At 68.0% G+C, this 25788-nt stretch carries 6 protein-coding genes; 3 read left to right on the top strand and 3 right to left on the bottom strand.

What is annotated here, in order from left to right; genetic code table 11:
• The first annotated feature begins 116 nt into the window (after positions 1–116).
• Positions 117–1079: a polysaccharide pyruvyl transferase family protein gene (locus EGT67_RS11015; RefSeq protein ID WP_127916123.1), complete on the top strand. Its 963-nt coding sequence runs from the start codon at positions 117–119 to the stop codon at positions 1077–1079.
• Positions 1076–2590: a lipopolysaccharide biosynthesis protein gene (locus EGT67_RS11010; protein WP_127916122.1), complete on the top strand. Its 1515-nt coding sequence runs from the start codon at positions 1076–1078 to the stop codon at positions 2588–2590. Before EGT67_RS11015 ends, EGT67_RS11010 begins: the two co-directional genes overlap by 4 nt.
• A 10-nt stretch (positions 2591–2600) precedes the next feature.
• On the opposite strand, the gene EGT67_RS11005 is transcribed toward EGT67_RS11010, so the two are convergent.
• From EGT67_RS11005 to EGT67_RS10995, 3 genes are all read right to left on the bottom strand, one after another.
• Positions 2601–3479, bottom strand: coding sequence for a glycosyltransferase family 2 protein (locus tag EGT67_RS11005; RefSeq protein WP_127916121.1), 879 nt, complete (start codon positions 3477–3479; stop codon positions 2601–2603).
• Positions 3476–4690 carry an O-antigen ligase family protein gene (locus EGT67_RS11000; protein ID WP_241565975.1) on the bottom strand — a complete coding sequence of 405 codons (1215 nt, stop codon included), beginning with the start codon at positions 4688–4690 and terminating at the stop codon, positions 3476–3478. Before EGT67_RS11000 ends, EGT67_RS11005 begins: the two co-directional genes overlap by 4 nt.
• Positions 4691–4956: 266 nt before the next feature.
• Complete coding sequence (locus EGT67_RS10995) at positions 4957–6813, bottom strand: DUF4012 domain-containing protein (RefSeq protein WP_421958117.1); 1857 nt, start codon at positions 6811–6813, stop codon at positions 4957–4959.
• A 209-nt stretch (positions 6814–7022) separates the two neighbouring features.
• On the opposite strand from EGT67_RS10995, the gene EGT67_RS10990 reads away from it, so the two are divergent.
• Entirely contained in the window at positions 7023–25763 is an 18741-nt protein-coding gene (locus EGT67_RS10990; protein ID WP_127916119.1) for a non-ribosomal peptide synthetase, read from the top strand.
• The last annotated feature ends 25 nt before the right edge of the window (positions 25764–25788 follow it).

Raw genomic sequence — 25788 nt, 5'->3', positions numbered from 1 at the left:
ATGAATCGGGCGGCTCGCGACCGAGTGTCTTCGTTTGGGCCACAGGACAAGACGAGAACATCGGAGACTCTCTACTGCGCCGCGCGTATATCGCGAGGCTGAGGGAATACGGCGATGTGAACCCGTGGACGGGCGCAGCCAGCGACGAATTTCTCGCCGGTTTGGGACTGTTTCCCTCGGAGCGAGCCTTTCGAAGCTACGGCGAATGGTATTCGGCTGCACTGCGGGCGGGTTCGGCCGGGCCGACCGTCGTCGCGGTGAATGCGGGGGAGGTCCCGGTGTCCCGCAAGGGGGCACTTCGCATGCTCACTCTCGCGATGCTCATCCTGTGGATGCGAGTCCGCGGTGGCAGAGGTGTCTGGGTCGGGGCGGGTGTGCCGCGGCAGCAAGGCCGAAGCTTCCTGGCCTGGCCGTACGCGCTGGTTGCGGGCCTCTGTGAGTACGTGCGCTTCAGGGACGACGAATCTCGGGCCGTCGTCGCTGTCACCGGCGGCGTGGCCCCCGACTGGGCGTTTGCGCTCGGCACAGCGACCGGTGAGTGGAAGCCGAGGGGCGATCGTTCGTTACTGGCCATCGTGATCCGTGGAGACCGCGAACGCCCCTCGTCCGAATGGATCTCGTGGATCAAGGAGACCGCCGACCTGCACGGCCTCGCGCCCGTCGTCGTGGTTCAGGTGCGCCGCGATGCGGCGATGGCGGCTTGGCTGGCCGGCGAGCTGGGCGGTTCGGTGTCCTCTTGGGAGTCCTGTGATCATCGGGTGCGCGAGACCGAGGTACGGCGAATCTACGCCGAGAGTGCACTAGTGGTGGGCGACAGGCTGCACGGGCTCATCGTGGGCGCCACCGAGGGCGCGCTGCCACTCGGCTGGGTCGAGACATCGGCTGGAAAGGTGAGGCGGCACTTCGACACCGTTGGTCTGGAATGGCCTGGGGGAGGGGAAGGACGTCGGCCGAAGGAGTACGGCGCATTGACCGTGGCCGACATGGATTCCATGCGCGACAGCCTGGTCGAGGCCGTGGACCGTGCCCGCTCGCGCCTGGACTCGGTGGGGCGAGAGATGGTCGGCTGCGCGAGATGACCGCGGGACCGAAGGATATCGTCGACGACGATCCGACCGAGTCTTCCCCGTTGGCGTCCACCGCGGCCCGCGGCGCGTCGTACACGATCGCCGGTCAGCTGATCCGCATCGTCGTGATGTTCGCAGGCACGGTGGTCCTCGCTCGACTCTTGAGCCCGGAGGACTTCGGGCTCGTCGCCATTGTCGCCTCGTTGGTTGCTTTCGGTGAGCTGGCAAGGGACTTCGGTCTTTCGACGGCGGCCGCCCGAGAGAAGAACCTCTCGAAGGGCCAACAATCGAACCTGTTCTGGATCAACACAGGACTCGGCTGTCTACTGGCGGTGATCACGTATGCGGTTGCACCGCTTGTCTCATCCGTGTTCGCGGACGATGCGCTCACCGACATCGTCAGGTGGACGGCGGCGGTATTCGTTCTCAACGGTGCCGCCACGCAGTTTCGGGCCGAATTGAACCGTCGACTCGACTTCAAGATGCTCGCATTGGTCGATACGCTTCCCGTGATGGTGGGTCTGGCGTCCGCCGTGGGATACGTACTCTTCGTGAACGCCGACTATTGGGCCCTGGTCTGTCAGCAGTTGGTGACCGCGATATCGGGCCTGATCCTGGCGATGGTTGCCGCCAGGTGGATGCCTGGCTTGCCGAACAGAAACGGGTCGGTTCGAAGTCTGCTGTCATTCGGGATGGGGTTGTTCGGTACCCAAGGAATAGCCTATTTCACACGCAATGTGGACAATCTCTCCCTCGGATACTTCTGGGGGCCTGCCGAACTCGGAATGTACAGCCGCGCATACCAACTGTTGATGGTTCCCATCAATCAGATTGCGGCCCCACTCACTCGGGTTGCGGTTCCGATCCTCACTCGGGTCGCGGATCAGCGGGAGAGGTTCGATTCCTTCCTGAAGACCGGTCAGTTGATGGGCGGGGTCGTTCTGGGGGTTGGTTACGGGATCCTCTTCGGCCTGGCAGATCCCATCGTGCACATCGTGTTCGGTGATGCTTGGGGTCCGATGGTGCCGATATTCCAGGCATTGACGGTCGGTGGCATCTTTCGAGCCCTCAACCAAGTGACGTTCTGGGTCTTTCTGGCGAAAGGGGCCACTGGTGCGCAGTTCCGGTTCTACTTGGTGTCCCAGCCGCTGATCATCGTGTCGATGTTGGCCGGCCTGCCGTGGGGTGCGGTCGGAGTGGCGGTCGGTCACTCAGTGGGATACGGCGTCAACTGGATGATCTCGTACTGGTGGTGTGGACGCGCGACGGACACTGAAATGGGTGGACTGTTCCGAGCGGGTCTGAAGGGAATCGGACTGTTCGCGGTCCCGGTCGGGTTGATCGGACAGGCTACGGTCCTTGTGGTTCCGAGTCAGGTTGCCGCGATCGGAATCGGATTGGTCCTGATCGCCGTCTACTTCGTGCTTCTATGGCTTGTGTCGGGCTTTGCACGAGAGACCTTCCGCACCGGTGCCGTTGCGGTGCAGAAGGTTCTCGTCAGAAGGGCAGTTCCGGCACGCTAGTAGGGAATGCTCAGTTTCTCGACCACGGCTTCGACAGCAGCTTTCGGCTTGCATAGACCGGATCGGCGAGAAACCACTCACCCAACCGCGCTGCCGTGGCCATCTTGTTGCCGGATGCCCATTCGGCGCGGGCTCGCCGCGCAGAAGCCGCCATCCTGATTCGTCGGTCGGACATGCGCTCGATCTCGATGTTCAGGTGACGGGCATAGTGCTCCCGGATGCGTTCCTTCGCCTCGATGGCCGAAGTCGCCGACCGCACCGACTTTCCACCGGCGAGGCTGTAGCGACACGACGCTTCGTCCCTCACGGCGATGCCGCCGACGAGGGACAGTCGGATGAGGAGTTCGTAATCTTCCGCGAATCGGGGCGCAAGGGCAGCGGGCTGAGCCGACTTGGACCGGACGTAGGATTCGCGACGCACGACGGCAGCACAGGGAGGCCATGGACCGAATCCGTTGACGAGCAACGATTCGGTGTCTACCGGGCTGTATCGGACGGGGAACGGTCGCTCGGTCCCCTCGTCTGTCACGCCGATCACGGTGCCGGCGGACACTGCGAGAGATGGGTTCTCCTCGAGGATCTGCACCGAGCGCTGGACTGCAGTGGGGATGAGTTCGTCGTCGGAGTCGAGGAAGACCAAGTATTTGCTCGAGGCATGTTCGGCGCCGTTTGCTCGTGCTTTGGCGGCCCCCGCATTCTCCTGGCGGATGCAGACGGCACCGGCGGACTCCGCACGTTCTCCGGTGGCGTCGTCGGAGCCGTCGTCGACGACGATCACGGTTTCGGCGCCGGCTGCGAGGGCCGATTCGACCGCCCGTGTGATCGTGCCTTCTGCTCTGAAAGCCGGAATGATGACGGTGAGGTCTGAGGGCGGTCGGCTAGCGCTCATGATCGGATTTCTTTCTTGGAGTTCGGTTCTTCGGCGGTTGAGATGTCGGCGTCGGTCTCGTGCTCAGAGGTTCGTGCCGAGGGAAGGTTCGTGACAGCGACCGCGAACAGCAGTGGAAGCCAGTACTGCTGCTGATCGTAGAAAGCTGACGTCAGGCCGAATGCAATGACGGCGGCAATGACGGCTGATTGAAGTCCGTTGCGAGTTGTGAGGATGGACCGTCCGATCATCCCGAGCATGGCGATCGAGATGATTGCAAAGGTGGCGAAGAGCAGGATTCCACCCTGGTACCACGACCGCAGAAGATAGTTGTGCACGACGGTCAGCCCGTTGAAAGTGCCTTCATTCATGGAATCCATGCCGACGCCGATCAGTGGATCGTTGCGGATGCTCTCGATCGCGAAATCGTAAGTGGCCTCACGGATCGACAGGGACGCGACACCGTCGTTCGACAATCCGAGGACGGTGTTCACCCTGCCTTCGACCGGGTCGATCGCGACACTCGGGTCGTACCCGAGCGCAAGCGCGAGCGCGCTGCAGACCACGGCGGCGGCGCATACCCGAAGGACGGTCTTCGTCGTGGCACGCGTCGCAATGAGCAACACCACGGCTCCGGCGGCCAGGGACAACATCGAGCTCAGGCTGCCGCTGCCGATGAGGGCGACCACATTCAGGATGATCACTGCCCAAGCGAGGGAACGGTTTCTGCCGGTCGTCCTGTGGGTGAGGACGAAGGCGACGAGGATCGCAATCGCAGCCATGATCCCGAGCACATTGGGGTGAACGGCGAGTCCGTTGGCGCGGCCCGCGTTGGCGCTCAGTCCTGCGACGGAAGCGCCGGTGAGTTGGACGATGCCGACCGCCGCGGAGATCGATTGGACCGTGAGGAAGGCGGCGATCGCGTATCGCGTAAAGGATTCCCGCTCAACAGCGTAGTACCGGAGGACGAAGGGCGTCAGACCCACCAGGAGCCCGAGCTTCACTCCGACGTAGGTGCTCGACAGGAGGCTCGACGACGTCCCCGCGATGACGGCCGCCAGCGGTATCGACACGAGCGCGAAGACCCAGACACCGGCGGCCGGAGGAACCTTCATGCGTCCTAGCAGCGCGCACGCGACGATGACTGCGAGAATCAGGTAGGGCAGTTGGGGGGTTCCGTAGACCATCAGGAGTCGGTGGATCGGGACGATCGCGATGATCGCGATCCACACCACACCTCCCAGAGTCACACCGGGTGTCCCTTGGTCGCGAGTGCGCGTGATTGTTTCTGCGGTCGCTGTTTTCATGGATCCCCCGGCAGATTCGAGCAGCACGGACGTCGCCGCGTCGTTCGAGCATCGTATCGCCCCGAGGCGAATGCCACATGTCGAGACAGCATCGACCCTCCGATTATGCGAAGGGTCGCACTGTTTTTGACTCGTGTGTCAACCTGGCGGGCTGCTACCGGTCGATCGTCGGTGATCCATTCAGGCGTCGTTCACGAGGCGTCGCAGGTCGGGACGTCCGTTGTGACGACGGCATGGTCGACCAGGGGCTGCACCGGCACCCGTGCTGCTCCGGGGCTGGTCGGCTCGGTCAGCTCGAACACGACCTCGACTGTCTTCCCCTGATGTACGGGAGCTTGCACATCGAAGACAGGGTGTCCGAGTTCCGCGCCGGTGAACGCGAAGGCGGGTTTGCCGTCGACGGTCACCTTGTCGAGCTTGCTGCCGTGCGTCGCGACGAGGGACAGGTTGGTGAGATTGGTGCCGACGGGTGCACCCATCGGGTTGTCGAACATGCCTGCGACGTAGTTGGTGTAGTCGCCGGTCGGAAGGTTGTTCGTGAGGCGGACGGTGACTCTGGACTTTCGGGTGTCGCCCGCGCAACTGTCGGCCGTGTAGTCGATGTCGCGTTCGAGGTAGTAGTCGAGCTTGTTGCCGCCCAGATTGTTCACGACGACGCCGGCGTATGGCGCGGCGTCGTCGGGAACCGTGTGACCGAGAGCGGTTCGGGCGAGCACGACCTGCTCGGACGGGACGGCACTCCACACCGAGATCCGCCCCTCGTTGGCGGCCCTACCGAGCGCTTCCAGCAGAGCTTGCGGCTTGGCGATCTTGCCGGTCATGCGTTCGACCACCTTGGCAGCCACCGTCTGGAGATAGCGCTTCCGGGCGGTGTTGTTGTCCGCGAAACGCGAGTATGCAGTCGATTCCGTCAGCTCGACGACATTCTGAGCCGTGACCTTTTCGCCGTCGGGCATGGTCACCGGTCCGATCGCGTCGAGGATGTAGCTCAGCGCAACGGGATCGGTCGCGATCACGCCGTCGACCTGCGCGCCGGATTCCTGGGCCCACAACGATCGCCAGATCTGGGCGGCATACGGGAAGTGGGAACTCACGTTGCTGTTGCGGAAGTCCTGGGTGGGGCGGCTGTGCCCGTACTGCCGCTCGAAATCGGGGCCCAGGTCCAGCGGTTGCTTTCCTTGAACCGACAGTTCTCTGTTGCTGGCGAGTTCGTCGACCCGGACGGTTCCGTCCACCGCGTGCATCTCGGCGAACCCGCCCAGCAACCCGCCGGTCCCGCGAGCCTCTGCGTTGGTCTGGAAGCCGACGAAGTAGCTGCGCGGGCCGTCGGCGCCGAGCATCGCCGGGGCGATCTCCGCTGCGGTCGAGACATTGGTGAGGAGTGAGGACAGTTCGGCGGTCTGCTCCTGGAGTTCCAGGCGGGCGTCGTCGACGGGGCCGAGGAAGGTGCCGCCGATACTCGTGGCGTCGCCGGCCAGTGCCGAGGCGGCAATCGCGGTGTCCGAGAGCGTCGGGGCGGCCTCGCGCAGAGCCTGGAGGTTGATCCGTGCACCGTCGCGGATCAACTGGTCGGGCGCCATCACCGATCCGGCCGCCACGGCCGGGGAGAGGACATCGGATGTGAGACCGCGTACCACGTCGGAGATCTGCCGTGTCGTGTCGAACGGGCTGCCCACCCCAGGAATCGCGCCGGCGATGCGCCAGCTGACCGAGTGGGTGGCGTCGTGAGCCAGGCCCGCGTACCGGTCGGCATCGGACGCCGCGCGGGCCGCGGCATCCGAGTTACCCACCAGTAGGGCATCTTTCGTCTTCGTCGCGAAAGCGGCTGCTCGTTCAAGATTCAACTTGACCTGGGTCGCCTCGTACGCGAGGTAGCACCCGAACGCGCCCACGGCAACCGCGGCGCAGGTGCCGCCGATTACGATGCGGCGGCGTCGCTTCCGTCGCGCTACCGCAGGTTGAGAGGTCCTGCGTCGTCGCGTCCGAACCGGGGTGTTCGACTCGGTTTCGGGTGTCGCTGGTGTGGTTTCGGGTTCGGTCTGCTCCACGCGTTGGACCCCCTTCGTCGGTGTACCTCGGGCAGGCTAGCCCGAACTGGCAATTGATCACTTGTTCAAGTGGTGAATCGTGCAGTCGCACAGTAAGTTATTCCTACCTGATTCAGGCAGGTTGGGTCGGGTGGGTTCTGTCGAGCTGCGAAGTTCGCAACTGATGGAGCTGTCGGGATACCTGTCGAGGACAAGGGGGTGTTGCGCGCTTGCGTTTGTTTCCGCTGGCGCCGTCACAGCGAGCGCTCCTGTTCGCTCAACAGCTTGCCCCCGATACGGCGCTGACCGTTGCCCAGTACTTGGATCTACGTGGCACCATCGACCGGGAGGCGCTTCTCGCGGCGTGCGATCGCGCGGCCCGCGACATCGAGTCCGGCACGGTCGTTCTCGTGGACGTCGACGGTCGGCCGCACCAGGCGGCGGTTCCGGACATCGACGATGCACCCCGGTTCCTGGACCTCGGCGGTGCGAAGGACCCGCACGCCGCCGCGATCGCGTGGATGACCGAACGGACTACGCGGCCGATCGACCCGTTTGCCGACCGCCTGGCCGAGATGACCCTGATCCGGCTCGACGATGATCGGCACTACCTGCATTGCTTCGCCCACCACATCGTGATGGACGGCGCAGCGGCTCAGGTGTTGACGAGGCGCATCTCCGAGCTCTACACCGCGACGGTCAACGGCGAAGTCGCGCCGCAAAGTGACTGCGCCCCTGTGGAAGAAGTGTGGCGGGCAGTCGAGAGCTATCCAGGCAGCAGACGTGAGGCGATCGACCGCGAATACTGGCGTGCCCGGTTGGATTCTCTACCGCCGCCGGTGTCGCTAGGGCACCGCGTCGGTCCGCTGGCGACGCCCGCCCGGCGTTCACTGGGCGCGCTTCCGGACGCCATGGCGCGCGTCGAGCGGCAGTCCGGGTCGCTGCCCGAGGTACCGCTGATCGTGGCGGCCTTCGCCGCATACATCGCGCGGGTGACGGGTGCCGACGACGTGGTACTCAGCCTGCCGGTGTCTGCTCGTACGACGGCGGTCCTGCGCCGGTCGGCTGGGTCGGTGTCGAACGTGGTGCCCCTGCGCGTGCGGATCGAGTCCGACGACACTGCTGCGGACTTGGTCCACCGCGTGCAGTTGGAGATCACCGGAGCGCTGCGGCACCAACGCTTCCGGTACGACGAGATGCTCGCCGCGATGCCCGCCCGGGAGGCGCGCGCGGGAATCGGCGGGGTCTTCGGGCCCGTCGTCAACATCATGCAGTTCCCGCAGCAACTGACGTTCGGTGACGTGGTCGCGGAACTGCATATTCTCTCCACCGGACCTGTGGACGACCTCTCACTGACGGTGTACTCGGGGACTGCGGGCCGCGGAACGCGCGTCGACCTCGAGGCCAACCCGACGCGCTATTCGGACGACTCGCTGCGGTTGCATCACCGGCGGTTCCTCGGTTTGCTGGAGGCGCTTCACTCTTCGCCTCACCGCCGAGTCGGAGACCTGCCGATCGGTCTCCCCGGTGAGAACAACCGGGTCGCTCCGGCCCATGGCGCTCGGATCGATTCCGGGGTCGTCCTGCTGCCGGATGTGCTGACTCGCCACGTCGATCGAGACTCGGTCGCCGTGCGCGACCGGACCACCGAACTCACGTACCGGGACCTCGACACACGATCGTCCGCGCTCGCCCGCCGGCTGATATCCCAGGGGTGCGGCCCCGAGTCTGCGGTGGCCGTCGTGCTGCCGCGGTCACTCGATTCCGTCGTCGCCCTGTGGGCGGTCGCGAAGGCCGGGGCCGCGTACGTACCGGTCGACCCGGATCTGCCACCGCTGCGACTTGCGGAGCATCTCGCCGGTGTGACGGTGGCGCTGACTGACAGGGAAGTTGCACTGCCGCGCAACGTACTCCGCATCGACCTCGATGCGGCGGGCTGGGATACGGCTCCGGTCACGGACGCCGATCGGACGCGGCCGTTGCGCGCGGACAATCCCGCGTGGATCGTGCACACGTCGGGCTCGACCGGTCGGCCGAAGGCCGTCGTCGTGTCACATCGCGGCATCGCCGGACTGGTCTCGACGCTGCGGCGGCGATACACGGCCAACGCGGACTCACGCGTCCTGCACATGTCCTCGCCCTCCTTCGACGCCGCCATCCAGGAAGTTCTTCTGGCGGCGGACGCAGGTGCCACCCTGGTCGTGGCGGACGCGAACACCGTGGCAGGTGAATTGCTCACGAAGTTCGTGTCCACGGAATCCGTCACCCACATGGTGGCCTCGCCGGCGGTCCTGGCGGCCACTTCGTCGGAGGGGCTGCAGGAACTGGGCATGCTGGACTCCGGTGGCGAGGCACTTCCGGTGCCCGTCGCGCGCCGCTGGGCGGCGGAGCGGACGATGGTCAACGCATACGGTCCGACGGAGACGACCGTGTTGGCCGCGGTCAGCGCGCCGCTGGATGCGAATCGACTCGCGAACGCGACGTCGGTCCCCATCGGGAATCCTGTCGACGGCACCGCGCTGGTGGTCCTCGACGGGCGCCTGCGGGTGGTGCCGCCGGGAATAGTGGGTGAGCTCTACGTTATCGGGCCGTCCCTCGCACGCGGCTACGGCGGCCGACCGGGTCCGACCGCCGAGCGGTTCGTCGCCTCCGTGTTCGGCAGCGACAGAATGTACCGCACAGGCGATCTCGTCCGCTGGGGCGCGGATGGTCAACTCGAGTTCGTGGGGCGTGCCGACGATCAGATTCAGATCCGAGGCATCCGCGTCGAACCCGGAGAGGTGGAGGCCTCACTCGCGGAGCATCCCGACGTGGACGGCGTCGCGACGATCTCCGTCGACGGTCGGTTCGTGTCGTACGTGTGCGGCCGGTCTCCGTCGCCGAGGCGGCTGCGGGAATGGCTGGCCGAGCGGCTTCCCCGCCACCTCGTTCCCGACCGGATAGTCACCCTCGAATCCTTGCCGCTGACGGCGGCCGGCAAGGTCGACCGGGCAGCGTTGGCCGCGATGGCGCCACCCCTCGATGACACCGGTCGCGCGGTGCACGGACCGCTCGAGGCGCTGATCGCCGAGGCAGCGAGTGAGGTGCTCGGTACCGAGATGCGGGATGCGTCCGCGGACTTCTTCGAGATCGGAGGCAACTCGCTCGGTGCGTCGCAGCTTGCCGCGCGCATCTCGGCCGCTACCGGCCGCCGCATCACCGTCAAGGACGTCTTCGTGCAGCGAACCGTGGCGGGTCTGGCCGGTGCGGTGCTGGGCTCTGCCGAGCGACCGCCGTTGGTCCGTCGGGGAGGTCCTTCCACCGCGGTCGCCCCGGCACAGAAGCGGCTGTGGATGTACTCCCACGCGCGACCCGAGAGCACCGCCTATCACTTGCCGTTCACGGTGGGGCTACACGGAACGTTGTCGACCGGGGCGTTGGATTCGGCCCTGCGAGACGTGATGGCGAGGCATTCCCCGCTGCGGACAGTGATCCGGGACGGCGACGGCGAACCGCAGCGGATCGTCCTGCCGATCGAGGATGCATTCGTTCCACCAGAGGTCGTCGACGTCGCTTCGGACAGCGAATCCGGGAGTGACGCTCTCGAATTCTCCTCTACTGCTTTCTCTCTGGCGTCGCATGCACCGATCCGATTCAGGCTGCAACGGTTCGGTGCCGATCATCACGTCCTCGTGGTCGTGGCTCATCACGTCGCACTCGACGGTTTGTCGTTCGCCCCGCTGGTGGACGATCTCGTGTCCGCGTACCGATCACGCTCGGCCGGCCAGGATCCGCTGTGGCCTCCGCTGGAGATCGACTACGACGACTACGCACAGTGGCACCGCGCTGTGCTGGACTCCGGTGCCCAGGACGAGGATGTCGCCTACTGGACCTCGGTGCTGGCCGGTACCGCGGACGTTCCGGCACTACCCCTGGACCGGTCCCGCGGCTCGCGGGCAGGAACGGCCGAACGTGTGACGCTCGCCCTGGGACCCGGGACACGGGACGCGCTCCACCGCGTCGCGCGGGATCACGACGCCACGACCTTCATGATCGTGCATGCGGCGGTCGCGGTCCTCCTGTCCGCGATCACCGGCTCCGGCGACACCGTCGTCGCGACGGTCGACTCGGGGCGATCCGACCCCGCTCTGGACGCGCTGGTCGGCATGTTCGTCGGCACTGTCGTACTGCGAGCGGAGGTGGATCCGGAGGAATCCTTCGGCGGACTGCTCGATGCCGTCCGCGTTCACGACGTCGAGGCTCTGGTCCACAGCGTGACTCCGTTCGACGTGGTGCAGGAGCATCTCGGCGCGAGCATTCCGTTTCAAGCGGTGCTCACCCAGGAGAACTTCGGCGATCCCGTGATCGAACTGTCGGATCTGACCTTTCACGGTCGCGAAGTCACCGGAACGGACGCGAGATTCGATCTCGAGATCGCGATCTGCGGCGGATCGGACACCGGGCTGGATCTGCGTTTCACCTACGACTCGAGCTTGCTGGATCGGGAGACCGTCCAGAGTTGGTCCGAGTTACTCGGTGCTGTAATCGATTCGGCGGTAGATGATCCGTCGACCAGGGTCGGGGACCTGGTTCCCTCCGGATCGATCGACCGGGGGCCGGCGGACCACGGCGTCCTAACCTTGCCGGAGATCATCCTCGGACCGACGCAAGTCTGCGACGTGGCCGGTGGTCCCGTCGAGGTACACGACGCGGCGGAGAGGTTGGCCGGGCACCTCGGAGGCCTCGGCGTCGGTCCGGAGGACTTTGTCGGTGTTCTCCTTCCGCGGTCGGCCGAGTCGCTCACCGCCGTACTCGCCATTGCGCGGACCGGCGCGGCCTTCGTCCCCCTCGATCCGGCTCAGCCACCACAACGCGTCGCCGCGATCCTCGCCGACATCGGAGCCCGTTTCGTCGTCGCCGGCCCGGACAGCACACTGCCGCCGGGGATCACCCGGATCGACCCGAGCGCGGGTGGGACGATCGCGGCGGCCGAGGGCACGCCACGGTTCGTGCTCCCGCATCCGGACCATCCCGCGTACGCGATCTACACGTCCGGGTCCACCGGCGAGCCGAAGGGCGTGGTGGTCACGCACCGGGGGCTGTCGCCGCTCGCAGCCTCCCTCCGCCGCGCCTTCGGGGTGACGACGGAATCGCGGATCCTACACAGTGCATCAACGGTATTCGATGCTTCGGTTCTCGAGTACCTGCTGGTACTGGGCACCGGTGCGACGATGGTCTTGGCACCCGCGGAGGCGCACGGTGCCGACGAACTGGCCGAGATTCTCGCTTCGCAGCGCATCACCCATTGGTTCACCACCCCTGCCGTTGCGACCCGCGTGGGGCAGGAGGGGCTCGACAGTCTGCGCGTGCTCGGCCTCGGTGGCGAAGCGTGGACATCGGGGCTGGCGTCACGATGGGCGCCCGGCCGCACACTCCTCAATCTGTACGGCCCCACCGAAGCGACCGTCCTCGCGACCATCGGCGGGCCGATCGACCCCGGCGGAGTCGTTCCGATCGGGCGACCGATCGACGGCATGTCGACTGCCGTCCTGGACGTTCGATTGCGCCCGGTGGCCGTTGGCGTCGTCGGCGAGTTGTACCTCGCCGGACCGGCGCTGGCCCGCGGCTATCTCGGTCGTCCCGGACAGACCGCCGCACACTTCGTCGCCTCGGTGGTCGGTACGGGCCGGATGTACCGGACCGGGGACCGGGTTCGTCGTCGCGCCGACGGGGAGCTCGAATTCGTCGGGCGCGCCGACCGTCAGATCCAGATTCGTGGGATGCGTGTCGAACTCGGCGAGATCGAGGCCGTGCTGGCGTCCCACCGCGACGTCGACACGGCGGTGGTCGTCGTCCGCGAGGGTGTCGTCGTCGCGTACGTGCACGGGGTCGAGTCGATCGACATCGAGCGGTTGCGGCGGTACGCGATGGACCGCCTGCCCCGTCACATGGTGCCGGGACTCGTTCACGTCCTCGACCGTGTCCCGCTGACCGTGGCCGGAAAGATCGACCGCGCGGCGTTGCCGTCGCCGGTGGTCGCGTTGCCGGACTCGGTGTTCAGAGGCGCGGCCGAGGAGATCGTCGGTGGGGTGATGAGCGACGTCCTTGCGGTCGAGGGTGTGGGGCGCGACACGGACTTCTTCGCGCACGGTGGAGACTCGCTCTCGGCGACGAGATTCGCCTCGAGGGTCGGTGCGGCCCTCGACGTGCGGGTCGACGTGCGCGACATCTTCGAGCACTCGACGGTCGCGCGACTCGCGGCGGCGCTGTCCGATCGCGAGACCGGCGCGCGCTCGTACCCAAGCATGGCGAAGCCTGCCGGACCGGTTCCGCTGTCGCCCGCTCAGCAGCGAATGTGGCTGTTGAACCGGACGGATCGTTCGGGGAGTGACAACATCGCCTTCGCCCTCGACATCGACGGCGACCTCGATGTCGACGCCTTGTTCGCTGCGCTCGCGGACCTGCAGGAGCGGCACGCGGCGCTGCGTACGGTATTCCCCGACAACGACGGTGGTGCCGTGCAGAGCGTGCGGCCGACCACGCAGGTCCCGGAGTACGTCGACAGCCCCGGCGGATGCGAACCGGAGTTGGCGTCCATCGCTTCGGTGGGCTTCGATCTCGCCACCGAAGTGCCGGTGCGGATGCGGCTGTACCGCACGGGACCGGATCGTCACACACTGGCGGTGGTGGCCCATCACATCGCCCTGGACGGACTCTCCACGGGGCCGCTCTACCGGGACCTCGCTCAGGCCTTCGCGGCGCGGCGGGCGGGCCGACGGCCGGAATGGGCGCCGTTGGACATGGAGTTCGCCGACTACGCGTACTGGCACCGGGCGATGCTCGGTGACCCGGCGAGTCCCGGCAGCCGCGCCCACCGCGACCTCTCGCACTGGCGCGCCACGCTCGACGCTCGGATGCCTCCTCCGGAACTGCCCGCCGACCGGAAACGAAACCGCGAGAGCCTGTCCGCGGCGGCCGGCATCGTGCGCTTCGCGATCCCGGCCGAACTGCATGCCGCGCTGAGGAAGATCGCGCGAGAGTACGACTCGACGCTCTTCATGGTGGTGCACGCGGCCCTGTCCGTGCTGCTGAGCCGACTCGCCGGCTCCGACGACGTGAGCATCGGGACACCGGTATCGGGCCGCACCGAACCACATCTCGACGATGTGGTCGGTATGTTCGTCGGAACCGTCGTCCTGCGTACCGAGGTCGCTCCCGGGCGGTCCTTCGTGGACCTGCTCGGCCGAACCCGTCGCACCGATCTCGAAGCGTTCGCGCACGCGGAGTTGCCCTTCGACGCTGTCGTCGCCGAACTGATGCCCCGGCGAACCGTCACCGACCATCCGTTCTTCCGGGTGATGCTGGCGTACGAGAGTTTCGTTCCCGATGACTTGTCCCTGCCGGGCCTGCAGGTTCGATCTCGCGAACTACACAGTGGGCGTACGCGACTCGACCTCGAAGTGACGCTCCGCGAACGCGCATCGAGTCTGGACGAAGCGGGTGGCCTCGACGGATCGTTCACCTATGCGCGTGACCTCTTCGATCACGAGACGGTGGCCCGCTGGGCGCCGTGGCTGCTCCGGGTGCTCGAGGCCGTGGCGGACGACCCGACCGTCGAGGTCCGTGCGATCGATCTGGCACCGGCGGCGGCCGCAGCCGGCGGTGCGGCGATCCGCGACGCGCCCGGGATCCGCCCGTCCGGGGTGACGGTCGCCGCGAATTCGCTGGGGGAGTTGTTCGCCCAGTGTGCCGCCGAGTCACCCGAGTCCATTGCGGTGGTCGCCGGAGATGACCGCCTCACCTACGCTGATCTCGACGCCCGCTCCGCCCGTCTCGCCCGTGCTCTCGTCGTTGCGGGAGTGGAGGCCGAGGATGTGGTCGGAGTGGCTCTGCCCCGCTCGGCGGATCTGATCGTCGCGATGCTGGCGGTCGCCCGGGCGGGCGCGTCGTACCTGCCGCTCGATGTCACGCAACCCGACGCGCGTCTGGCCCGCTTGATCGCCGATGCGCAGGCCGAACTGGTGCTGTGCACGGAGGACTTCGAGAGCCCGGTGCGGTCGATGACGCTCGAGTCGGCCACGGCCGGGGTCGAGTCCGATCGATTCGGGGCGACGGGCATCCCGATTCGCGCCGGCCAGGCCGCCTATGTGATCTACACCAGCGGCTCGACCGGCGAACCCAAGGGCGTCTCGGTATCGCACGCGAACGTGCTCGCGCTACTGGCGAATTCGTACGCAGGATTCGGGTTCGGCCCTACGGACGTCTGGACGATGTTCCACTCGCCGGCGTTCGACTTCTCGGTATGGGAGATGTGGGGAGCTCTCACCACCGGCGGGCGCATCGTCGTGGTGGACCACCTCGTAGCGCGCAACCCGCACGAGTTCCGTGCGCTACTCGTTCGTGAACAGGTGACGGTTCTCAACCAGACGCCGACGGCGTTCGGCCAGCTCGTGGAGGTGGATGGCGATCCGGGTGAGCTGGCGCTTCGCCTCCTGATCTTCGGCGGGGAGGCCCTGGAAGTCGACCGGGTCCGGGGCTGGCTGGACCGGCACCGCGGCATCCGCGCGATCAACATGTTCGGGATCACCGAGACCACCGTCCATGTCACGTGGGCCGACGTCGAGGCGGTGTCCGACGGCCGCAGTGTGATCGGAGTGCCGCTCCCGGGCCTGCAGGTCGAGTTGCTCGACCGCGCTCTCGGTCAGGTCCCACGAGGCGTGATCGGGGAGATCTACATCGCCGGCCCGCAGGTTGCCCGCGGCTACCGCGCGCGGCCGGGGCTGACGGCGGGACGGTTCGTCGCGGCACCGGACGGCGGGATTCGCTATCGCACCGGCGATCTCGCGCGCCTGCGAAACGACGGAACGCTCGAGTTCCACGGCAGGTCGGATTCGCAACTCCAGATCCGAGGGCACCGGATCGAACCGGGTGAGGTTCGCGCGGGGCTCGCCCGGATTCCGGGAATCGGCGACTCCGCGGTCGTGGTCCGGGACGAGCGGGTCGTCGCGTACGTCGTCGGGGATGAGCGGTTGCCCGACCCGCGTGCGGTGATGCGGGCGATGCGCCGGTTCCTGCCCGACTACATGGTGCCCGCCGTTGTGGTCCCCGTCGCGACACTGCCGATGACCACGAACGGCAAGCTCGATCACGCGGCGCTGCCCCCAGCATCGGAGTTCGGGAGTCACACCGACGTGATCGCCGCGACGGGCAGTCCGTTCGAGGATGTGATTGCCGGGGTCTACCGGGAACTGCTCGGGACCGACCGGGTGGGGCGTGACGACGACTTCTTCGAACTCGGTGGGAACTCCCTGCAGGCCACCAGGCTGGCAGGTCGGCTCGCCGCTATCACCGGCGCGGAGATCGGGGTTCGGGACGTGTTCGAGGCCGCCGGCGTGGCGGACCTGGCACGCATCGCAGAGGAACGGCTCGGTGCGGGACCCCATCGGAGCGGTCCGCGGGCGACGACGCCCGCGCGGGTCGAGGGCCCTCTGTCCCCGGCGCAGCGTCGCATGTGGTTCCTCCAGAACCTGGCCCCCGAGTCCGGCGCCTACAACCTGCCGTTCGTGCTGCGCATCCGGGGCGACCTGGCGCGGCCGGCGCTCCGGCAGGCGCTGCGTGACGTGGTCGAGCGGCATCGTGCGCTCCGGACGGTGTACACCAACGGGATCGGTGGTCTCGTCCAGCGGGTGGTCGAGACGCCCGAGTTCGACCTCGAACCGGTCCCGGTGCCGGAGGTCGCCCTGTCCGGGTGTGTCGAGGCCTTCGCGGCGCTGCCGTTCGACCTGGAGTCGGCGCCGCCCATTCGGATCAGGCTCTACCGAACCGGTGCCACGGATCATGCACTCGTGGTCGTCATCCACCACATCGCCGCCGACGAATGGTCGCTGGCCCCGCTGCTCCGGGACCTGGAGCGGGCGTACCGCGCCGGAGCAGCGGGGGTGCCTGCGGGGTTGGGCACCGCGGCGATCGAATACATCGACTACGCGGCCTGGCAACACGAGACGCCGGATGCGGGACTGCCGTACTGGGTGACGACGCTGGCCGGCATCCCGGAGCAGTGCACCCTCCCGGCCGACCGCCCGCGCAGCGGTGCGTTCTCCACGCGCGCGGCCTCGGTCCACGTGTCATTGGGCGCGGAATGTGTGGAACGGATTGCCGCGACGGCCGGAAAGCACCGTGCAACGAGCTTCATGGTGATGCACGCTGCGCTGGCGGCCGTCCTGCACCGGCACAACGGCTCGCGGGACATCGTGATCGGCACGGCGGTAGCGGGGCGCGGGAACCCGGACCTCGACGACGTGGTCGGGATGTTCGCATCGACGTTGGTGCTCCGGACGGACGTGGACCCAGGTCAATCCTTCGCAGGGTTCCTGGAACTGGTGCGGCGCCGAGACATCGAGGCCTTCGTACACGCCGACAGCCCGTTCGAGAGTGTCGTCGAAAAGCTCGCACCCGTCCGGGATTCGTCGCATCATCCGCTGTTCCAGGTTGCGCTGTCCATGCGACGGCCTGACGACCTGCGGATCGAGCTTCCCGGGGTCACGGTCACCACGGAGCCTGCGGCCGTGGACGCCGTCCAGTTCGATCTGCAACTGACGGTCACCGAGATACAGTCCGCGCTCGACCTCGAGTTCGTCTACCGCAGGGACCTCTACGATCACGCGACCGTCGAGGCCTTCGTGGCCCGCTTCGTCTCGTTCGTGGATACGGTGACCGCAGATCCCGGTGCCCCGGTCGGTGATGTCGACCTGCTCTCGGACAGTGAGCGGTCCCGGCTGGTCCCGGCGTCGGGAGGCGTCACCGCGCCGGCGACCCTGTGGTCGTTGCTGTCAGCGGGCGCCCGGATCGCGGGTACCCGCCCGGCGATCGCGGCGGGCCAGTGCACCGTGACGTACGACGAATTACTCTCCCGCGCCGAAGGGTTGGCGGGTGCGCTGCACGCCCACGGAGCCGGACCCGGTGTCCCGGTCGCATGCGCGCTGCCGAGGTCGATCGAGTCGGTTGTCGCGGTGTGGGCCATCGCCCGGACCGGTGCCGCTCCCGTGATGATCGATCCGGCACATCCGAGCGCCCGGGTGGCCGCGATGCTCGAGGCCTGCGGGGCTCGGATCGGTGTCACCACCGGCGATCGAAGTGCTCGACTGCCGGCCGCGACCCGGTGGATCGATGTGACCTCCACCGGGGATGGCGAGATTCCGTACCCCGAGGTGGATCCCGACGAGGCCGCGTACGTCGTGTTCACCTCGGGGACCACCGGGCAGGCCAAGGCGGTCGTCCTGACCCCACGGGGGCTGGGACCGCTGGCCGCCGACCTGAACGACGTCTTCGCGGCGGACCTGCTGTCGCGGGTCCTGCACGTGGCATCGCCGGGATTCGACGCGGCGCTGCTGGAGATGCTGACGGCGGGTGCGGCCGGCGCCCGACTGGTGATCGCGCCCGACGACGCCTACGGCGGCGAGGAACTCGCCGCGCTGATCGACCGGCACGCCGTCACCCATGCGTGCATGACCCCGTCGGTGCTCGCGACCGTCGGACAGCGAGACTTTCCGCACCTCGAGGTGCTCATGCTCGGCGGCGAACGCGTACCACCGGAGTTGGTGCGGCGGTGGGGTGGGCGGTGCCGCCTGTTCAACGGCTACGGCCCGGCCGAGTCGACCGTGTTCGCCACGTTCGCCGGCCCGCTCGAATCCGACGACCGCGGCGTCATCGGTAAGCCGGCCCGCGGAATCGACGTGGTGGTGCTCGACGAGCGATTGCGTCCGGTCCCGACCGGGGTCACGGGAGAGCTGTACCTGGCGGGTGACCGCATCGCGGCGGGTTACGCGGGCGCACCTGGCCTCACCGCGACACGATTCGTCGCCGGGTCGTCGGGGCGGCGCTGGTACCGCACCGGCGACCTGGCGCGGTGGCTCGAGGGGCCGACCGGGCCATCGCTCGACTTCCGTGGCCGCAACGACGACCAGGTCAAGATCCGTGGCATCCGGATCGAGCCGACCGAGATCGACTCGGTGCTCGCCGGATTCGCCGGGGTGTCGCATTCGACCACCGTCGTGCACCGGGGGCCGACCGGCGTATCCGTGCTCGCTTCGTACGTTGCACCCGCCGGGCTCGACTCGGCGGAGCTTCGTCGGGGCCTGACCGCCGTGCTGCCGAACTACATGGTCCCGGCGTCGATCATCGCCGTCGACTCGATCCCATTGACCCCCAACGGAAAGGTGGACCTCGAGCGCCTTCCGGCACCCCTCGTCGGAGCGGGTGCGGATCCCGTGACCGGCAGCGAGGAACTCGTCGCCGACGTGTTCTCGTCAGCGCTGGGTATCCCGGTCGGGCGCACGGACGACTTCTTCGCGGCGGGCGGCGACTCGCTCCTCGCGACCTCCGTCGTCGCGCGACTGCGGGCGCGCACCGGGTCGGACCTGCCGCTGCGAATGTTGTTCGAGGAACCGACGGTCGCGGGTCTCGCCGCAGTCCTGGACGCTGGCGGCTTCGGGACCCTGGACTCGGGTCCGGCCGCGACGATACGCCCGGAACGGATTCCGCTGACCCGAGCGCAGAGTCGCATGTGGGCGCAACGCAACGTCGGCCGCGGAGACGAATACCGGATGCCGGCCCGTGTCGTCTTCCGCGGACCGCTCGAGGTGGCCGCGCTGGACGCGGCACTGGTCGACCTCGTCGCGCGGCACGAGATCCTGCGCACCGACTACGGCACCGATGACCGTGGCCCGTACGCCATCGTCCGGCCAGTCGACCGGAGCGTGGGCCTGCTCGGCATCGGACCGAGGAGACCGGCGGGCGCACTGGGTGTTTGCTTGCGTGCCGACGGCGAAGACGGTCACACGCTCGACGTCGACCTCGACCATCTGGCCGCCGACGGCGCGTCCGTCGCCGTGTTGCTCCGCGACTTGACCACGGCCTACCGTGCGCGTGTTGCCGGAATGCCGCCGCGTTGGGACCCGCTGCCCCTGCAGTACTCCGATTACGCGCTGTGGGAACGCGACCGCGAAACGTCCGGGGCGGACCGCGACTTCTGGCAACGGGAACTCGATGACTTCGACCCCGCGGTACTTCCGTCCGGTCCGATGCCGAATTCGGGGCCGCAGTCCCCGGGAGCGGTCGTGTTCACCCTCGATTCCGGCGTGGCGCAGGGGTTGTCGGACATCGCCGCCGAACACCGAGCGACCGAGTTCATGGTTGTGCACGCCGTTCTCGCGGCGCTGCTGTCGAGGCTGACCGGCCACGGTGACATCGGGATCGCGGCGGTGGTGTCCGGGCGACGCTACCCCCAGCTCGAGCCGCTGGTGGGCCTGTTCGTCGACACGGTCGTGCTGCGCGCGCGGGTGGCGCCGGACATGCCGTTCACCGGATTGCTCGGCCAGGTCCGAGACTTCGACGTAGCCGCCCTGGACCGGTCCGCGGTTCCCGTCGAGGACGTGCTCGCGGCCGTCGGCGCTCGCATGCCGCAGGTCGCGCTTGCGTTCCAGGACTTCACTCCGCCGCACGTGCAGATCGACGACCTCGAGATCACGGCCCACGAACTCGACGACCGGACATCGAAGTTCGACCTCCTCGTCACGCTGTCGCGCAGCGCGACGGGGGATCTGCATGGAACTCTGGTCTACGACACCTCCCACTTCGACGACGAAATGGCGAGGATTCTCGCAAGTCAGTTCGCCGATGCCCTGGTCGATGCCGTCGAGCGCCCCCATGTCGCCGTCCAGGACCTGTCGATCGCCGTCACCGACGTGGCCCGTGGCGGTACGCCGGACACGCCGCGGATGCTGGCCGCCATGCTGCGGGCCACCGCTGCAGCCCACCCCGACCGAGTTGCCGTCGTCGACGGATCCGACACGCTGACCTATTGCGAACTCGATCGGCAATCCGACGAGCTGGCCAGGGTGTTGAGCGAGGAGCGGGGCGTCGGTGCCGAGGACGTGGTGGCTGTCGACGCGGCTCGGTCACTCGGGCGCCTGCGCACGCTGTGGGCCGTGGCCAAGTCCGGTGCGGCATTCGGCGTCGAGCAGCGCATCGACCGATCATTCTCGGGAACAACGGATTCGGTCGACTCGCTCGCCTACGTGATCGCCACCTCGGGGTCGTCCGGTGAACCCAAGCAGGTCGCGGTCACACACCGCGGCCTCGCCGCCTTGGCCGCGGCAGCGCGTGCGAGGTACCGCGTCGGCCCCGGTGATCGGGTGCTGCACGGATACAACCCGGCATTCGATGCGGCGCTGCTCGAGGTGCTGCTGGCGCACACGTCCGGCGCCACCCTGGTGATCGCCCCGCCGGATGTGTTCGCGGGCCCCGCTCTGCACGACCTGCTGCGAAGGCAACAGGTGACACATTTCCTTTCCACCCCTTCGGTGCTCGCGACACTGAACTCCGACGGCCTCGATGCGTTGCGTGTCGTTGCGAGCGGCGGCGAACTCCTCACTCCCGAGGTCGCCGAGCGATGGCGGACCGGCCGCACGATGCTCGACGCGTACGGTCCCACCGAATCCACCATCGTGGCGACGCTCGTCGACGTCGACGGGTCCGGCGGCATCGGAGCCCCGATCCCCGGAACGTCCGCCGTGGTCCTGGACGGGAGGCTTCGTCCCGTCCCGGTCGGGGGAGTCGGTGAGCTGTATCTCGCCGGCGACGGCCTGGCCCGCGGATACCTCGGTGCGCCTGCGACGACCGCGGAACACTTCGTCGCGTCCGTGTTCGGCGACGGGCGCATGTACCGCACCGGTGATCTCGTTCAGGCCCGCCGCGACGGCCGGATGCTGTTCCTCGGGCGCGTCGATCGTCAGGTCAAGATCCGGGGCATACGAATGGAACCGGGTCGTGTCGAGACCGCGCTCCTGCGTTGCCGCGGCGTTCGGCACGCCGCGGTGGTACCCCGAGGGGACACGTTGGTCGCGTTCGTCGCAGGCGACGGAATCGACAGCGACGAGGTGTTCGGCGAACTGGCAGGCGACCTGCCTCCGGCGTTCATTCCCTCTCGGGTGCACGTGCTCACGAGTCTGCCGACGACCCCGAACGGCAAGCTCGACCTGGAGGCCCTGTCGAGGATGGCCGACGCGCTCGCGGCGACGTCTTCCCACCGTCCGCTGACCGCCGCGGAAACGTTGGTGACCGCGGTGGTGCGGGACGTGCTCGGTCACGATGTCGACGTCGACGCGGGATTCTTCGCTCTGGGCGGCCACTCCCTCGGCGCGGTCGAAGTGGCCGCCCGGCTGTCGGGGGCGGTGCACCGGGACGTGTCACCGCGCGCGGTGCTCGAGTCCGCGACGCTGGCGGCGCTCGCCGACGGCCTGGCCACCACCGGCACCGACACCCGCCCGCGGCTGGTCGCGGGTGCGCCCCGTCGCCCCATCCCGATGGCACCCGCACAGCGACGACTGTGGATGCTGCATCAGGCGGACCCGAGCGCCTACACGATGCCGGTCGTTCTGCGGCTGCATGGGTTCCTCGACATCGACGCGCTCACCGCCGCCCTGGGAGACGTCGTCGACCGGCACGAGCCGCTGCGAACCGTCTACCCGGACGAACACAGCCAGCGGGTCCTGGGCGCCGACCGGTTCGTGGTCGATTGCGTGACCGAGCCGTCGGCTGCGGATGAGGTGGCGCGCCGCGTCCGTGAACTGGTCGACCGTCCCCTCGATCTGGTCGAGGGTCCCCCGCTGCGGGTCGGACTCCACCGCTGCGGCGACCACGCGGACAACGAGTGGGTGCTCGCCGTGGTGACACACCACATCGCGGTGGACGGCGCCTCGGTGGCGCCGCTCCTCCGTGATCTGGAGCGGGCGTACGCGGCCCGACGGGAGGGCCGGATCCCGGACTGGGAACCGCTTCCGTTGCGGTACGGCGACTTCGCCGAGTGGCAGACACGTCTGCTCGGTGATCTCTCCGATCCCGAGAGCACTGGCGGTCGGCAGCTGGCCTACTGGGAGACGACGCTGGCCGACCTGCCGGCGGCGCCGCTGGGGTTGCCGTTCGACAACCCTCGCCCGGCGGTCTCGACGCATCGGGGAGGTGCGGTACACGCACGAATCGGATCCGAGTTGCACTCGGCGATAACCGATTTCGCCCGCTCCCACGGGGTCACTGTGTTCATGGTCCTGCACGCCGCGCTGACGGTACTGCTCGCCCGGTTGGGCGACCGCACCGACGTCACGGTGGGGACGGTCGTCGGTGGACGGTCCGACGCCCGGTTGGCTTCGCTCGCCGGAATGTTCGTCGGCACGGTCGCGCTGCGCACTCGGGTGGATCTCGACGAGTCGTTCGCCGATCTCGTTCGCCGCGTTCGCGACGTGGATCTCGGCGCGTTCGCACACGCGGACATTCCGTTCGACGACGTCGTCGCGCGCGTGGCCCCGGCCCGCACCGCAGCACACCACCCGGTGTTCCAGGTGTTGCTCGCGCACTCGACGTCGGGGTCGAGCCTGCCGCGGTTGGGGGACTGCGAGATCGCCGATCTCGGGGAGGGGGCGCCCTCTACGCAGTTCGATCTCGTCTGGGACGCATCGGAGTCCGCGGACGGGTCCGGTGTCGCGGTACGACTGGTGCACGCTCTCGATCTGTTCGACGCAGGCACCGCGGACACCCTCCTGCGCGCGTGGATCGATCTGCTCGCCCGGGCGGTCTCCGCCGCAGGTTCTTCGATCGGCGATCTCGTTCTCTCCGTACCCACTTCGATCATGGACGGTGATGCGGCGCCGCCGAGCCGGACGTTGGCGGAGATTCTGGGCGAGTCGGTGCGTCGGTTCCCGGATCGGGTCGCATTGTGCTCGGCTGCCCGCCGATGGACGTACACGGAACTCGACGCGGCGGCGAGGCGCCGTGCTGCGCAATTGCGGAACCGCGGTGTCCGCGTAGGCTCCTTCGTCGCGGTCGACGCCGTACGCGGAGCGGACTGGGTCATCGACGTCTGGGCGATCACCCGGCTCGGTGCGGCATGGGTGCCGATCGACCCGACTCACTCGCCGGAGCGCCGGCGCCGTCTGCTCGACGACGCGGCCGCATCGACGTCCGCCGCTCTCGCGTACCTGCTGTACACGTCGGGCACGACCGGCGAGCCGAAGGGTGTCGAGGTGACCCACGCGGGACTGGCGGCACTGGTCGACCTGCAGGCCCGGCGACTCGGGATCGACGAGGAATCGATTGTCCTGCAAGCGGCGTCCCCGACCTTCGATGCGTCGGTGTTCGAACTGCTCGCGGCTCACGCGCACGGCGGAACACTCGTGTGTGCACCCGAGTCCGCCTTCGCGGGACGGGACCTGCAGACGGTCGTGGAGAACGAGGCGATCACGCACCTGAACCTGACGCCGACGGTGCTCGCGACGCTGGATCCGGCCGGCTTCACCCGCGAGCTGACCGTGGTCTCGGCGGGCGAGGCGCTACCGCCGTCGTTGGCCCGGGCCTGGGCGCGTCACCGCGTGCACAACGGCTACGGGCCGACCGAGTGCACCGTCGGCGTCACGTGCACCGACGTCCTCGGCGGTGGACCGGTCAGCATCGGTACGCCGATCGCCGGCACTGGCCTGCGCGTGCTGGACGCACGGCTGCGGCCGGTGCCGGTCGGGACGACGGGTGAACTGTACGTCGGTGGTAGCGGACTGGCCCGTGGCTACCACGGACTCTTCGGCATGACCGCGAGTCGCTTCGTCGCAGACCCGTGGGGGGAAGCGGGGGCTCGCCTCTACCGGACCGGCGACCTCGTGCGGTTGCGCTCCGACGGCCGCCTCGAGTACGTCGGTCGCAGCGACGATCAGCTCCAGATCCACGGCGTGCGTGTGGAACCCGCTGGGGTGGACAGCGTGCTGCTGGCGGAGGAATCAGTGGGTGCTGCGGTGACCGTCCCACACCACCGTTCGACGGGGGAGACCGTCCTCGTGTCGTACGTGGTCCCCGCGGCCGGTGCCGAGGTCGACCCGGAGGATCTGCGGGTCCGGATCGGATCGGCGCTCCCGCCGCACCATGTGCCCGCGAGCATCAGTGTGATCGACGGGATTCCGCGCTCCTCGGGCGGCAAGGTCGACCGCAGTGCCCTCCCGGCGCCGTCCCACGCCGACCGGAATGTCGACGGGGCCTCCCCACAGGGGACGACCGAGAAGCACGTGGCGGGCGTGATGGCCGAGGTGATCGGGTGCGTCGGCGTGCCGCGCGACCGAAGCTTCTTCGAACTCGGCGGTACGTCGATGGCCGCGCTCCGGCTGGTGACGAGACTGCGTGACGAGTACGGATACGACGTCGCCCTCGCGGAACTGTTCGCCGATCCCACCGCTGCGGGAGTGGCGCGGCAGATCGGTGCCCGTGGTGCAGGCCAGGACCCGCTCGGGACCCTCGTCCGCCTGCACGTTCCGGACGAGCCTCGCGGGGCCCCACTGTTCTGCGTGCACCCCGTCAGCGGGTTGGCCTGGTGCTATGCGGGTCTCGCCGAGACACTGCGTGATCGACCGCTGTACGGACTGCAGGCCACCGGTGAGTCTCCGGAAAGTGTGACCACGCTGGCGCACCGCTACGTCGAACACGTGCGTTCGGTGCAGCCCGAAGGGCCCTACCACCTTCTCGGCTGGTCGTTGGGCGGCAACATCGCTCACGAGATGGCGGTCCAACTGCGGGCGGCTGGTGCTGACGTGGCCACCCTGGCATTGCTCGACTCGTTCCCGCCCGATGCGGTCCCGGATCGTGCGGCGGCACCGGAGCACGCCGTGGGCGAGACCGAGGGACTGGATCCGGAGATGGTGCGACGTGTCGTGGAGACCGGTGAGCGACTGGAAATCGCTGCACAGCAGCACCGTCCGGGCGTGTTCGACGGAGACGCCGTGCTGTTCACGGCATCGCACGAGCCCGACGGGCGGTGCGGTCTGCCGGACCTGTGGCGGCGCTTCGTAACCGGACGGATTCTGGAGAAGCCGGTGCCGTGTCTGCACTCCGAGATGGGCGCCCCTGCGCCCCTGCAACACGTCGCAGGTGTTCTCGCCGAGCTGTACGAAGGTGAGCCGTGATGCGAACTCGCGCATAGGGTATTCG

Source organism: Prescottella agglutinans, assembly GCF_004011865.1.
Taxonomy (GTDB): Bacteria; Actinomycetota; Actinomycetes; order Mycobacteriales; family Mycobacteriaceae; genus Prescottella; species Prescottella agglutinans.
The sequence above is the reverse complement of the archived record's forward strand: the minus strand, read 5'-3'. Positions and strand labels throughout refer to the sequence as shown.

Coding starts and splice junctions, on each gene's coding strand:
- EGT67_RS11005 (WP_127916121.1), bottom strand. CDS start 3,479: ATGAGCGCTAGCCGACCGCCCTCAGACCTCACCGTCATCATTCCGGCT.
- EGT67_RS11010 (WP_127916122.1), top strand. CDS start 1,076: ATGACCGCGGGACCGAAGGATATCGTCGACGACGATCCGACCGAGTCT.